The sequence below is a fragment of the Oceanibacterium hippocampi genome (assembly GCF_900172325.1).
In the GTDB taxonomy this organism is placed as follows: domain Bacteria; phylum Pseudomonadota; class Alphaproteobacteria; order Sneathiellales; family Sneathiellaceae; genus Oceanibacterium; species Oceanibacterium hippocampi.
This window is the reverse complement of record NZ_FWFR01000001.1, coordinates 1296212-1309765: the sequence shown is the minus strand read 5'-3', so window position 1 is coordinate 1309765 and position 13554 is coordinate 1296212. Positions and strand designations below refer to the sequence as shown.

12 protein-coding genes are annotated in these 13554 nt (G+C 68.1%); 2 read left to right on the top strand and 10 right to left on the bottom strand.

Going from position 1 to position 13554, the window contains the following annotated elements; genetic code table 11:
* Positions 1–15: 15 nt before the first annotated feature.
* From OCH7691_RS06155 to OCH7691_RS06120, 8 genes are all read right to left on the bottom strand, one after another.
* On the bottom strand, positions 16–1395 hold the full coding sequence (locus OCH7691_RS06155; protein ID WP_217807831.1) for a M16 family metallopeptidase: 1380 nt from the start codon (positions 1393–1395) through the stop codon (positions 16–18).
* The gene (locus OCH7691_RS06150) at positions 1392–2753 is read right to left on the bottom strand and encodes a M16 family metallopeptidase (protein ID WP_085882479.1); all 1362 of its coding nucleotides are present in this window, start codon (positions 2751–2753) and stop codon (positions 1392–1394) included. The genes OCH7691_RS06155 and OCH7691_RS06150 overlap by 4 nt, the downstream gene beginning before the upstream one ends.
* Before the next feature lie 125 nt (positions 2754–2878).
* The gene (locus tag OCH7691_RS06145) at positions 2879–3469 is read right to left on the bottom strand and encodes a DUF3035 domain-containing protein (RefSeq protein WP_085882478.1); all 591 of its coding nucleotides are present in this window, start codon (positions 3467–3469) and stop codon (positions 2879–2881) included.
* Positions 3470–3472: 3 nt separating this feature from the next.
* Positions 3473–3982, bottom strand: coding sequence for a signal peptidase II (gene lspA / locus OCH7691_RS06140; protein ID WP_085882477.1), 510 nt, complete (start codon positions 3980–3982; stop codon positions 3473–3475).
* A 1-nt stretch (position 3983) separates the two neighbouring features.
* Positions 3984–4475: a signal peptidase II gene (gene lspA, locus OCH7691_RS06135; protein ID WP_085882476.1), complete on the bottom strand. Its 492-nt coding sequence runs from the start codon at positions 4473–4475 to the stop codon at positions 3984–3986.
* 6 nt (positions 4476–4481) lie between these two features.
* Positions 4482–7298, bottom strand: a complete 2817-nt coding sequence (ileS, locus tag OCH7691_RS06130; protein ID WP_085883533.1) for an isoleucine--tRNA ligase — start codon at positions 7296–7298, stop codon at positions 4482–4484.
* A gap of 222 nt (positions 7299–7520) precedes the next feature.
* On the bottom strand, positions 7521–8519 hold the full coding sequence (locus tag OCH7691_RS06125) for a bifunctional riboflavin kinase/FAD synthetase (protein WP_085882475.1): 999 nt from the start codon (positions 8517–8519) through the stop codon (positions 7521–7523).
* Between the two features lie 39 nt (positions 8520–8558).
* Positions 8559–9002, bottom strand: a complete 444-nt coding sequence (locus OCH7691_RS06120) for a MaoC family dehydratase (RefSeq protein WP_085882474.1) — start codon at positions 9000–9002, stop codon at positions 8559–8561.
* A 229-nt stretch (positions 9003–9231) separates the two neighbouring features.
* Here OCH7691_RS06120 and kynU point away from each other — a divergent pair, with 229 nt between their 5' ends.
* Together kynU and OCH7691_RS06110 are read left to right on the top strand one after the other, a co-directional pair.
* Positions 9232–10470, top strand: a complete 1239-nt coding sequence (kynU, locus tag OCH7691_RS06115) for a kynureninase (protein ID WP_085882473.1) — start codon at positions 9232–9234, stop codon at positions 10468–10470.
* The gene (locus tag OCH7691_RS06110; RefSeq protein ID WP_085882472.1) at positions 10467–11285 is read left to right on the top strand and encodes an HAD-IIB family hydrolase; all 819 of its coding nucleotides are present in this window, start codon (positions 10467–10469) and stop codon (positions 11283–11285) included. The genes kynU and OCH7691_RS06110 overlap by 4 nt, the downstream gene beginning before the upstream one ends.
* Here OCH7691_RS06110 and OCH7691_RS06105 read toward each other — a convergent pair.
* Together OCH7691_RS06105 and OCH7691_RS06100 are read right to left on the bottom strand one after the other, a co-directional pair.
* On the bottom strand, positions 11263–12153 hold the full coding sequence (locus tag OCH7691_RS06105) for a TIGR01459 family HAD-type hydrolase (protein WP_085882471.1): 891 nt from the start codon (positions 12151–12153) through the stop codon (positions 11263–11265). The genes OCH7691_RS06110 and OCH7691_RS06105 overlap by 23 nt on opposite strands.
* Before the next feature lie 57 nt (positions 12154–12210).
* Complete coding sequence (locus OCH7691_RS06100; protein WP_176244943.1) at positions 12211–13479, bottom strand: EAL domain-containing protein; 1269 nt, start codon at positions 13477–13479, stop codon at positions 12211–12213.
* Positions 13480–13554 lie beyond the last annotated feature (75 nt).

The following is a 13554-nucleotide window of genomic DNA, read 5'->3' as shown; positions in this document are numbered from 1 at the left end:
CGGGCCAGACGGCGATCACCCGTCCTTGCGGGTGACGGCGCCGTCGAGGCCGTGCGGGCTGCCGACCACGACGATCAGCATGTCCTTCGGATCGAGCAGCCGGCGGGCGACCCGCCGGACATCGTCCAGCGTGACCTTCTCGATCAGCGCGTCCCGCTTCTCAAGGTAGTCGATGCCAAGATGATCGAGCTGCATCGCGACCAGGATGCGGGCGATCGAGGCATTCGACGACAGGCGGAGCGGGAAGGAGCCGTTGATATAGGTCTTCGCGTCGGCCAGCTCGGCTTCGGTGACGCCGTCCTCGCGCAGCCGCCCGACCTCCTTGCGGACCAGCTCGATCGCTTCCGCCACCTGGTCGTTGCTGGTGCCGAGGCCGCCCATCAGCAGCGAGGAGAAGTCGAGCGGGTTGACGTAGGAATAGACCGAGTAGACGAGGCCGCGCTTCTCGCGGATTTCCTCGTTGAGGCGCGATTCGAAACCGCCGCCGCCGAGCACGTAGTTCATCACGTAGGCAGCGTAATAATCCGGATCGTCGCGTTTCACGCCCTCGCGTCCGAAGATCACCTGGCTCTGCGGATTGTCGAACGGGATCACCTCGAGACGACCGCCGCCGGCCGGCTCCACCTCGGGCACGTCGGTCGGCCAGGTTTTCGCCGGCAGCGAGCCGAAGGTCTTGTCGAGCAGCGGGCCGAGCGTCTTCGCGTCGATATCGCCGACGACGCTGATGACGATGTTGTCGAGTGCGAGGTAGCGCTGTCGCCAGGTCTGCAGATCCTCGACCGTGATGGTCGGCACCGAGGCGAGCGTGCCGTCGCTCGGCCGGCTGTAGGGATGGCCCGGGAAGGCGGCCGCCATCCAAGCGCGGCCGGCGAGCGTGCCCGGATCGGCTTCGGCGCGCGACAGCGAGGAGAGGATCTGGCGACGGATGCGGGCGACCGGCTCCTCGTCGAACCGCGGGCTCTCGAGCGCGAGCGCGAGCAGCCGGAAGGCCTCGTCGCGGTTCTCCGACAGGGTCGTCAGGTCGGCGGCGAAGGCATCGCGGCCGGCATCGAAGGAGAGCTTGATCGCCAGCTCGGCCAGGCGGTGCTGGAAGGCTTCCGAATCGAGCTCGCCGGCGCCCTCGTCAAGCAGCCCGGACAGCAGGTTGGCGACGCCGGGCTTGTCGGCCGGATCGAGCCGGCTCCCGCCGCGCCAGGCAACGCGGACGGCGATGACCGGGATCGACGGTTCGTTGACCAGCCAGGCCCTGATGCCGCCGGGGCTCGTCACCTCCTCGATCGCCGGCGCGGCGTCCGCCGGGCGGACCCCGACGGAGAGCGCGACGAACACGGCGAGAAGGCCGGCCAGCAGGGTCAGGCGGGACAAGGCGGACATGATCGCGGGAGCCTTTCTCACGATGCCTCCTTCGGCAGCAGCAGCGCCGTCACCGATTGCCTTGGATCGAGTACATATTGCGCCGCCGCCCGCACCTGCTCGGCGCTGACCTTGGCGACCTCGTCCGGCCAGTTGACGATCATGTCGATATCCTGGCCGACCGCGAGCGATGCACCAAGCAGGCGCGCCGTGCTCGACAGGCTGTCACGGGCATAGATCGCGTCGGAGCGGAGCTGGTTCTTGGCCAGCGACAGCTCGCCCTCGTTGACGCCGTTGGCGACGATGTCACGCAGCACGACATCGACCGCCGCCTCGATCCCGGGCAGGTTGCCGCCGCGGTTCGGCGAGGCATAGACGACGAAGCGGCCGAGGTCGCGGCTGTCACCGCTGTACCAGGCGCCGGCACCGGCGGCGATCCCCTGCTTGACCACCAGTTCCTTGTAGAGCCGGCCGCTGGTGCCGCCGCCGAGGATTTCGGCGAGCACGTCGAGGGCATGCGCGTGCTGGCTTTCGCCGGCGGTATAGCTCGGCGCCAGGTAGCTCCGCTGCCAGCTCGGCTCGCGCACCCGGGCATCGGCATATTCGAGCCGGCGGGCGGCGATCTGCGGCGGCTCCTGCGGGCGCAGGCGCGGCGGCACCTCGCCGCCCGGGATGACGCCGTAATGCTTCTCGGCGAGCTCGCGCACCTTGTCGGCGCTGACGTCGCCGACAACCACCAGGATGGCGTTGGCCGGCTGGTAATAGCGATTGTAGAAGGCGATGGCGTCCGCCGTCGTCAGCTTCTCGACCTCGTGGCGCCAGCCGATGACCGGAATGCCGTAGGGGTGGTTCAGATACTGCGCGGCGTTCATCTGCTCGCCGAGCAGCGCCGCCGGATTGTTGTCGGTCCGCTGCGAGCGCTCCTCCAGCACGACCTTGAGCTCCGGCGCGACGATCGCCTCGGTGAGCCGGAGATTGCGCATCCGGTCGGCCTCGAGCCCCATCACCAGGTCAAGCTTGTCGGCCGCGACATTCTGGAAATAGGCGGTGTAGTCGTAGGAGGTGAAGGCGTTGTCCTGGCCGCCGTTCTGGGCGACGATCTTGGAGAACTCGCCCGGTGCCAGCTTCTCGGTCCCCTTGAACATGAGATGTTCGAGGAAATGCGCGATCCCCGACTTTGCCTTGGGCTCGTCCGCCGAACCGGTCCGGTACCAGACCATGTGGGTGACGATCGGCGCCCGGCTGTCGGTCACCACAACGACCTGCATGCCGTTCTCCAGGAAGAAGCTTTCCGGCTTCAGGAATGCGGCGCGGGCGGCGGAGACGGAAGCGGCGAGGACGAGGAGCGCGAGCAAGGCGGCGACGGGGCCGCGCAGACGGTAGGCTTGCAAGGAAGGCATCGATCCTCCGGGGCGTGGAATGACCCCTAATATGGCCCCCTGCCGGGCCGGCACAAGTAGCCGCACGCATCTGTGCGGCCTCGCCCGGACAAACAGGGATCAGGGCGACTGCGGCGCGGAGCGGCCTAGAAAATGCCTTCCAGGATACCGCGCTCGCGACGCTCGATCGAAATCGTCTCGCCTTCGGTCACCGCCTTGCCCTCGGCGGCGTTCTGCTGCAGGCGCTGCTGCTCGGCCCGGGCGTTGATGACCATGCCCGGCTCCTGCTTCTCCTGCCAGAACAGCAGCCGGTCGACGAACGAACTGTCCTTGATCGCCAGCTGCTCGGTCTCGGCATTGACGATCTCGCGGATGCGCGGATTCGCCTCCTCGGCGCGCGCATTGGCGAGCAACGCCTGCTCGCCGCCGGTATTGCCTGCCGGGTTCGCGCCGCGATCGCTGCTCGCCGTGGCGTTGCCGATCGCCGGCCGACCGGTCAGGGTCTGGCGGGCCTTGTCGCGGGGGCTGACCTCGTTCGGCCGGGCCGACCCGGGGGCCGGCGGACGAAGGGTGTAGTCCGGCGGCAGGGTCAGCGGCGCCTTCGAGACGACCGTGAACTCGTCCGGCGCGGATTTTTCAAGTCCGAGCAAGCTCTTGGTGCTGTCGCAGCCCGAAAGCGCGAGACCCAGAAGGCCGCTCAGGACGACCGTCGCGATGTGGTTTTTCCGCAACATCATGGCCTACCTTTTAGAAGAAGCGGGGCGATTAAACAAGCCGTCCGCGATGAGGCAGAAGACGCCGATGAAGATCACCGTATCGGCGAGATTGAATGCCGGCCAGTGGTAGCCGAAGGCGTGGAAATCGAGGAAGTCGACGACCGCGCCCCAGTAGACCCGGTCGATGACATTGCCGAGCGCACCGCCGATCACGAGCCCCAGGCCGACGGTCTCCGCCAGGCTCGCCGCCCGCCGGAGCCAGACCCCGAGGCCGAGGCAGAGGGCCAGCGCAAGCGCGATCAGGATCCAACGCGTGGTCTCCGGTCCGCCACCGAAGAGCCCGAAGCTAACGCCGGAATTCCAGACCAGCACGAGGTTGAAATTGTCGAGCACCCGGATCGTCTGGCCGCCGACCATGACCCGCGGGCCGGCCGGGCCGGAGAGCATCGCCAGCATCTCGAATTTCGTCACCTGATCGGCAATCAGCGTCACAAGGGCGATCGGCAGTCCGGTTCTCAGCCCGTTTCTCAGCATGCTATCCGCTCGGCTGGGCCCGGCCGGCGCGGCCGAGGGGCCGCAGCAGCAGGCTGTCGATGATCAGGAAGCCGACACCGGAGAGGATTGCGACGTCGGCAAGGTTGAAGGCCGGCCAGTGGCTCTCGCCACTGTACAGGTCGATATAGTCAACGACCGCGCCGTATATAACCCGGTCGACGACGTTCCCGAGCGCGCCGCCGACGATCAGGCCGAGCGCCAGGCCGAGGCCCGGGCGCCGAACCCAGACGAGCCAGGCAACGAGTGCGCTGACGAGCACCAGCGCGAGCAGCACGAAGGCCCAGCGCGCAAGCGCCGAGGGGCTAGCCAGGAAGGCGAAGACCAGCCCCCGGTTCCAGACCAGCGCGATGTCGACCCCCGGGATCAGGGTGAAGCCCGACGGAGTCCCGATCAGCGCCCTGAGCACCAGGTACTTCACCACCTGGTCGATCCCGGCGACCAGGCTCGCCAGCGTCAGTGCCGGCCCGAGCATCCGGGCTCAGGCGGCGACCGTGTCGGCCGCCTCGACCGCGCTGGCGCAGCGGCCACAGAGATCGTCATGCCCGGCGATCGTGCCGACGTCCGGCAGCACCATCCAGCAGCGCTGGCATTTGCTGCCCTCGGCAAGCCCCGGCACCACCGCGACATCGTCCACATCCTCGATGCGGAAGGCGTCGTCCGGCGCCGCCGCCTCGCTGACGCTGACGCCCGAGGTGATGCAGAGCTCGGCGAAATCGACGCTGCGCGCGATCGCCGCGTCCCCGGCCGAGAGATGCACGACCGGGTGGGCCTGCAGGCTGGCGCCGATCCGCTTCTCGCGGCGCTCGATCTCGAGCGCGCCGGTGACCACCCGGCGCATCCGCCGGATCCGCTCCCAGCGGGCGTCGAGGGCCGGGTCCCGCCATTCCGCCGGCAGTTCCGGGAAGAGCCGCAGATGGACGCTTTCCTCGGGCCCGGTACCGCGCGTCTGCCAGGCCTCCTCGGCGGTGAAGCAGAGGATCGGCGCAAGCCATGCGGTCAGGCTGTCGAACAGCGTGTCGAGCACTGTTCGCGCGGCCCGTCGGCGGACCGAGTCCGCCGCGTCGCAATAGAGCGCGTCTTTCCGGATATCGAGATAGAAGGACGACAGCTCGATCGTGCAGAAGGTGTAGACCGAGACGAAGATCTGGTGGAAATCGAAGCGTTCGCAGGCCTCGCGCACCTGGGCGTCGAGCGCGGCAAGGCGGCTCAGCACCCAGCGTTCGAGCTCGGGCATCTCCGCCGCCGGCAGCCGTTCGCGCTCGTCGAACCGGGCCAGGTTGCCGAGGATGAAGCGCAGCGTGTTGCGCAGCCGGCGATAGCTGTCGACCTGCGACTTCAGGATTTCGGGGCTGATCCGGAGATCCTCGGTGAAGTCCGAGGCGACCACCCAGAGGCGCAGGATATCGGCGCCGAACTGGCCGATCACCTCCTGCGGGAGAACGGTGTTGCCGAGCGACTTCGACATCTTGCGGCCGTCGCCGTCGAGCACGAAGCCGTGCGTCAGCACCGCCTCGTAGGGCGCCCGGCCGCGCGTCCCGCAGGATTCCAGCAGCGAGGAATGGAACCAGCCGCGATGCTGGTCCGAGCCTTCCAGGTAAAGCGAGGCCGGCGTCTTCAGGTCCTCGCGGGTCTCCAGCACATAGGCGTGCGAGGTGCCCGAATCGAACCAGACATCGACCGTGTCGGTGAGCATCTCCCAGTCCGCCGGATCGTGGTCCGGTCCAAGGAAGCGTTCCGGCGGCGACGAGAACCAGGCATCGGCGCCCTCGGCGCCGATGATCTCGAGGATCCGCTCGTTGACCGCTGGATCGCGCAAGGGCTCGCGGCTCTCGCGGCCAAGGAACAGTGTCAGCGGCACGCCCCAGCTGCGTTGCCGGCTCAGCACCCAGTCCGGGCGGTTCTCGATCATCGAATGGATTCGGTTCCGGCCCTGCGGCGGATACCACTTGACCCGGTCGATCTCGGCCAGCGCCGTCTTGCGCAGGTCGTTGGTCTCCATCGAGACGAACCATTGCGGCGTGTTGCGGAAGATCAGCGGCGCCTTGGAGCGCCAGGAATGGGGATAGGAATGGACCAGCTTGCCGCGATGCAGCAGCGCGCCGAATTCCTGCAGCTTGTCGGCCACCGGGCCGTTCGCCTTGAAGACATGCTGGCCGGCGAAGAGCGGCACATGGGGCATGAACAGGCCGCCCTCGTCGACCGTTTCCGGCACTTCCAGGCCGAACTGCATGCCGACGACGTAATCCTCCTCGCCATGGCCGGGCGCGGTATGGACGAAGCCGGTGCCCTGCTCGACCGTGACATGCTCGCCCGGCAGCAGCGGCACGTCGAAATCGTAGCCGTGTCCGTGGAAAGGATGATGGCAGACGACACCCTCGAAGGCGCTGCCGGGACCTTCCCAGACGATCTTCGAGGCCATGATCCCGACCTCGGCCTCGACCGCTTCGCGCAGCGCGGCGGCGACGAACAGGGTCTCGCCGACCCGGGCAAGCGCGCCCTCCTTCACTGCCGCGACCTCGATGCCGACATAGTCGAGCTCCGGGCCGAAGGCGATCGCCCGGTTGCCGGGCATGGTCCAGGGCGTCGTCGTCCAGATCACGATCGAGTTGCCGGCGAACGGGGCCGGCCCCTTCACCACCGGGAAGCGGACATGGATCGTCGTCGAGGTATGGTCGTGATACTCGATCTCTGCCTCGGCGAGCGCCGTCTTCTCGACCACCGACCACATCACCGGCTTGGCGCCCCGGTAGAGGCCGCCGTTCATCAGGAACTTCAGCAGCTCGCCGACGATCACCTTTTCCGAGTCTGGCCTGATCGGCATGTAGGGATTGTCCCAGTCGCCGATCACGCCGAGGCGCTTGAACTCCTCGCGCTGGACATCGAGCCAATGGAGCGCGAACTGGCGGCATTCCTGGCGGAACTCGACGACCGGCACGTCGTCCTTGTTCTTGCCGGCGGCGCGATACTGCTCCTCGATCTTCCATTCGATCGGCAGGCCGTGGCAGTCCCAGCCGGGGACATAGTTGCTGTCCTTGCCGAGCATCTGCTGGGTCCGCACGACAACGTCCTTGAGGACCTTGTTCATCGCGGTGCCCATGTGGATGTTGCCGTTGGCGTAGGGCGGGCCGTCATGAAGGATGAACTGCTCGCGCCCCTTCGCCTGCTCGCGCAGCCGGCGGTAGAGATCCATCTCGTACCAGCGGGCGAGGAATTCCGGCTCCCGTTGCGGCAGACCCGCCTTCATCGGGAAATCGGTCTGCGGCAGGAACAGCGTTGCCTTGTAGTCTTTGGTCATCGGGATGTGCCCGTCGTTGGCTATCGGATTGTCGGTCTGTGCGATGCCCGGATCATGCATTCGGGCTGCGGCGCGTCGTCAGGCGCCGTCCCGGCCCCCTCAGTCGAGAGCCGGGCCGATAATTCGAAGGGCGACAAGGGCCGCGTCTGCCGTTTCCATGCACATAGCATCCGTCTTGTAACAAGGCGCCGGGCGGCTGTCGAGCGGCCAGCGCGGGCTGTTTCAGCGGTTGACCGCGTCCGCTTCCGCGTTGTCGAACCGGTTCGCGGCATAGGCCGGATCGGCGAGGATTTCGCGCGCCGCCAGGCAGTCGCGGGCAATCTGCCCGGTCAGCTCTTCAAGGCCGGAGAATTTCTGCTCCGGCCGCAGGCGGGCGACGAAGGCAACCCGCAGGTGGCGGTCGTAGAGATCGCCGTCGAAATCGAACAGATGCGCCTCGAGACGGACATCCTCGCCGTCGACCGTCGGTCGCCGCCCGAGGTTGGCGACCCCGTCATGCCAGTTGAGCGGCGCGCGCGCGCCCTCCTCCTCGATCGCGACGCGAACGGCATAGACGCCGAGCGCCGGCTGCAGGAAACCGTCGAGCGACAGGTTGGCGGTCGGGAAGCCGATCGTCCGGCCACGCGCGTCGCCGTGCCCGACCCGGCCGGAAACCTCCCACCAGTGGCCGAGCACCGCCGCCGCCCGGTCGGGCCTGCCCTCGCCCAGCAGGTTGCGGACCCGGGTCGAGGAATAGATCTCGCCGTCGAGGCCGGCCGCCTCGACGATGGTGACGCCGAAGCCGAAGCGATGGCCAAGCTCGGTAAGGACCTGGGTGGTGCCGGCCCGCTTGTGCCCGAAGACGAAATCGTAGCCGACCACGACATGCCGGACGTCCAGGCCCTCGACAAGGACCGTGCGGACGAAGGTTTCCGGGCTTTGTTCCGAGAAGCCGCGATCGAAATGCAGGGCTGCCAGCAGGTCGACGCCGAGCGTCTCGAGCTGCCTGGCCTTGGCGCGCAGCGGCGTCAGCCGGAAGTTGGGCTGGTCGCCGAGGAAGAATTCGCGGGGATGCGGTTCGAAGGTGACCACCGAGAGCGGCATGCCACGCCCGGTGGCGATGGCACGCGCACGACCGATCAGGTAGCGATGGCCGAGATGCACGCCGTCGAAATTGCCGAGCGCGGCGACGCCACGCTTCAGCTCGTCAGGTGTGTCGGTCGGATGGCGCAGGATGCGCATTGTTCCGGTTCAAGCCCCCGGGCCGGGAAAATCGGACGCTCAAGCCCCGTCGCGGCTCGGCACCATAAGGACGGCATCGCCTTCAAGTACAAGCCGCGTGCCGACATGACAACTGCATTCGAACGTGACGCGCTTCTTTTCGGCCGCGACATCGGTCACCGTGACCCGCGCGACGACCGTGTCGCCGGAACGGACCGGCGCCTTGAAGCGCAGCGACTGGCTGACGTAGATCGCCCCCGGGCCGGGCAGCTTGGTGCCGAAGATCGCCGAGATCAGGCCGGCCGACAGCATGCCGTGCGCGATCCGCCCCTTGAAGATCGTCTCCTTGGCGAAGTCGTCGTCGAGGTGAAGCGGATTGGTGTCGCCCGAGACCCCGGAATAGAGGACGATATCGGAATCGGTGACCGTCTTCGAATAGATCTCCGTCATCCCGACGTTGAGATCCTCGATATAGTGACCGTGCAGTTCCGCATGAAACGACATCTACCTTGCCTCACTTCCCTTCGACGGTGCGGCAGATACGGGAAAAGCAAGGCCCGGCCGCCGTTGTGCAGTGCAATATAGCGAAAAGTCGCGCTCCTGCAAGCAACCTCGATTGTCGCCGCAACCTGCTAACCGCCGATTAACCGGCCGGCGCGAGGGATACTCCCCCTTGTCAAACGGCGGAGCATTGGCGAGGGTTCCGGCAATCCTTCCGTTCGGAGCGCCGGAAATGACCCTTCCCGACCGCGAGAGCTTTCTCGCCCTGGACCGCGAGGATCCGCTGGCCGGCGCGCGCGAACGCTTCGCGATCCCCGACGGGCTGATCTATCTCGACGGCAACAGTCTCGGGCCGCTGCCCGAGGGCCTCGCCGAACGGCTTGCCGAGGTCGTCACCGGGGAATGGGGCCGGGGCCTGATCACGAGTTGGAACGGGGCCGGCTGGATCGACCTGCCGGTCCGCGTCGGCGAGAAGATCGCGCCCCTGATCGGCGCCGCGCCGGGCCAGGTGGTCGCCGCGGATTCGACCTCGATCAACCTGTTCAAGGTGATGGCCGCGGCCCTTGCCGCCCGCCCGGGCCGCACGGTGATCCTGTCGGACCCGGAGAATTTCCCGACCGATCTCTACATGGCCCAGGGCCTCGCGGCGGCCGGGATCGGCGCCGAGTTCCGCCTCTGCCCGGTCGCCGAGATTCCCGCCGCACTCGACAGGAACGTCGCCGTCGTCGCGCTCAGCCATGTCGATTTCAAAAGCGGCCGGCTGCACGACATGGCGGCGATCACCCGGGCGGCGCACGCCGCCGGCGCGCTGATCGTCTGGGACCTGGCGCACAGCGCCGGCGCCCTGCCGGTGGCGCTCGATGACGCCGACGCCGATTTCGCCGTCGGCTGCAGCTACAAGTATCTGAACGGCGGACCCGGCGCGACCGCCTTCCTCTATGTCAATCGCCGCCTGCAGGACGCCGTCGTCTCGCCGCTGACCGGCTGGATGGGCCATGCCGCGCCGTTCGCCTTCGACCGCGCCTATCGGCCGGCGCCCGGGGTCGCCCGCTTCCTCTGCGGCACGCCGCCGATCCTGAGCCTCGCCGCCCTCGACCACGCGCTCGACATCTGGCGGGATGTCGATCCGGCCCGGGTCCGCGAGAAAAGCCTGGCGCTGGCGCGGCAGTTCATGGCCCTCGTCGACGGCCTCGACCGCGCCTACGGGCTGGAGATCGTCACGCCGCGCGTCGATGCCGAGCGCGGCAGCCATGTCTCGGTCCGCCATCCCGACGGCTACGCGATCGTCCAGGCGCTGATCGAGGCCGGCGTCATCGGCGATTTCCGCGAACCGGACCTGATGCGCTTCGGCTTCACGCCGCTCTATACCCGCCATGTCGACATCCATGACGCGGTCGCCGCGCTTGAGCGGATCCTGCGGGAGGGCCGCTACCGGGCGCCGCGCTTCGCCGTGCGCGGGGCGGTGACATGAAGCCGCTCGCCGCCTTCCCGGCCGCCGCCCGGGCCGGTATCCGCTGCCTGCTGTGCGACATCGACGACACGCTGACCCTGCGTGGCCGGCTGCCGGCGACCGCCTACGCGGCGCTCGAGGCGGCACAGGCCGCCGGGCTGATCGTCGTGCCGGTGACCGGCCGCCCGGCCGGCTGGTGCGACCTGATCGCCCGGATATGGCCGGTCGACGGGGTTGTCGGCGAGAACGGCGCCTTCTTCTACCGCTACGACCCTGCCGGCCGGCGGATGATCCGGCGTTACTGGAAGTCCGACGCCGAACGGGCGGCGGACAGGGTGAAGCTGGAGGCGCTGGCGAAGACGATCCCGGCCGCCGTGCCGGGCGCCGGGGTGGCCGCCGACCAGCCCTTCCGGGTCGCCGACCTGGCGATCGATTTCGCCGAGGATACCGGGCCGCTCGACGACGCGGCGATCGCCGCCATCGTCGCCGCCTTCGAGGCCGAAGGCGCGGAGGCCAAGGTCAGCTCGATCCACGTCAACGGCTGGTTCGGCGCCTATGACAAGCTCGGCATGAGCGGCCGGATGCTCCGCGAATGCTTCGGCATCGACATCCGGACGGCCGCCGAGCAGATCGTCTTCGTCGGCGATTCACCGAACGACGCGCCGATGTTCGCCGCCTTCCCGCATGCGGTCGGGGTCGCCAACGTGGCCGCCTTCGCCGACCGGATCGCCGCCCTGCCGGCCTATGTTACGCCGTCCGCGGGCGGCGCCGGCTTCGCCGAGCTGGTGGCGACCCTGTTGTCTGCGCGCGGCGCTACCAGCGCAGGCGGACGATAACCGCGTCCGGTCGGGCGCCGGCGCTGACCATGTGCTGTTCCAGGGCCGCCGGATCCGGCGCCCTGACCAGCGCCTCGCCCCACTCCGAACCGTGGAAGCCGTCGGCGACCAGCACCGAGGCGAGGCCGAAGGCATTGGCACCCCTGATGTCGGTGTTCAGGTTGTCACCGATGGCAAGCAGACGGGCCGGCGCGACCGAACGCCCGAGAAGCCGCTCCATGCGCCGGGCGCACTCGGCATAGACCCGCGAATAGGGCTTGCCGTGGAAGGTCACGTCGCCGCCCATCTCCCGATAGAGCTCGGCCAGGGCGCCGCCGCAATAGATCCATTTCGGGCCGCGCATGACGAGGACGTCCGGATTGACGCAGATCATCGGCAGGCCGCGCTCGAGCGCCTGGCCGAGCAGCCCGCGGTAATCCTCGGGCCCTTCCCGGTCGTCGTCCACGAGGCCGCTCATCAGCACGAAATCGGCGTCGGCGAGATCGTGGACGCGGACATAGTCGAGACCGTCGAGCAGGCCGAAATCGCGCTCCGGCCCGACCTGGTAGAAACGCCGTCCGAGCGCCGCGTGCCAGGCGTCGTCACGGCTGGCCAGCGCGTCACGCGTGGCATCGCCCGAGGTCAGGATATCGTCATAGGCATCGTCCGGCACGCCGAGCCCGCGGAGCCGCGGGGTCACCCGGTCGGAGCGTCGCGGCGCGTTCGAGAGCAGCAGCACCGGCTTGCCCCCGGCCCGCATGCGGTGCATGCAATCGACCGCTTCCCGGTACGCCTCGACCCCGTTGTGGACGACCCCCCAGAGATCGACCACGAAACCGTCATAGTCGCCGGCGATGGCCGAGAGACCGTCGAGGATGCGGAGTGTCATGTCGGGAACCTTCGGAACGATGCGGACGGCCCGGCTTAATTGCCGCCGCGCGCGCGGTCAACCGGCAGCCGCCGCCCGTCCCTCGTCGATGTCGTCCTGGGACCGCTTCGGCCGGCCGAACAGGTAGCCCTGGCCGAAGGCGATATCGACGTCGAGCAGGCCGATCACCGTGTCCTCGTGCTCGACCTTGCCGGCGATGAGCTGGATGCCGGCCCGCGCCAGCGCCTGCTGGACATCGGCCATCTGGATATCGCTGCGCACCCCGTCCGCCTCGCCGAGCAGGGCGCCGGCGTCGATCTTCATGTACTGGAAGCCACGTTCGGCGAGCGCCTTGTAGTCGAAGTCGAGCCGCGTCACGTGGTCGATCGAGAAGGCGAAGCCGAGTTCGAAGAGCCGCCGGAGATGCGGCCCGACCGTCTCCTGGTTGGCGATCAGGTCGGCCTGGGAGAGTTCGAAGATCATGCTGTGGGCGAGATCCCGGTGCAGTTCCAGGAACTCCGTGAACTGCGGGAAGAACTGCTCGTCGGCCAGCGCATGGGAGGAGATGTTGACGAAGAAGGACGGCCCCTGTTCGCGATTGCGGCCGCGGCGGATGCGGCGGACAAGCTGGACGCAACGGAACAGCAGCAGGTTGTCGATCGTCGGCAGCAGGCCGGCGTCCGCCGCCAGCTTCAGATACTGCCCCGGCTCGATGATCTGGCCGCGCGGCCCGCGGATCCGCGAAAAGGCCTCGTAATAGTGGATCTTCCGCTGCGGCAGGCTGACCACTGGCTGGAGGTAGAGATCGACGCGGTTCTCCTTCAGCGCCCAGCGAACGATGTTGAGGACGTCGCTTTCCGAGAGTTCCGGATCGACCTTCGGGGCCGGCGGCCCGGCGACCTCCGCCTCGTCGTCGTCCGTCTCGTCGTTCTCGGGGTGCTGGCCACGGGCGGCGGGTCCGGCAGGGGTCGGGTCGGCTTGCGGGGCGGTCTGTGCCGTGTTGCGGCCGAGTTGCCCGAGCAGGTTCCGGATCAGTACCAGTTCCTTGCCGAGGGCTTCCTGCGAGGCGATGTCGCCGGCCAGGCTGTCGAGCAGTTCGGACTGCCGTTCGAGGCGGAATTCCGCCTCGCTCAGGTTGACGCGCAGTTCGTCGAGTTCGCCGTAGAGCGCGTTCCGTTCCGCACGCCGGGCAAGCGCCCCGTGCAGCAGCGCGAACAGCAGGAAGGCGAGCGCGCCGGCGCCATAGGCCATCACTGGCTCGAGCGCCGGGACATAGTCCGGCAGGCCAACCGCCAGCGCGACGGCAACGACGCCGTAAGCCAGGATACAGAGTAGATGCGCGAACATTCGGGTCAGTTCGTTCCGCCAAATCGCCATGCGAGCCGTCCCGATTCTGGACGCCCAGACCTTGCGATAGCGTTA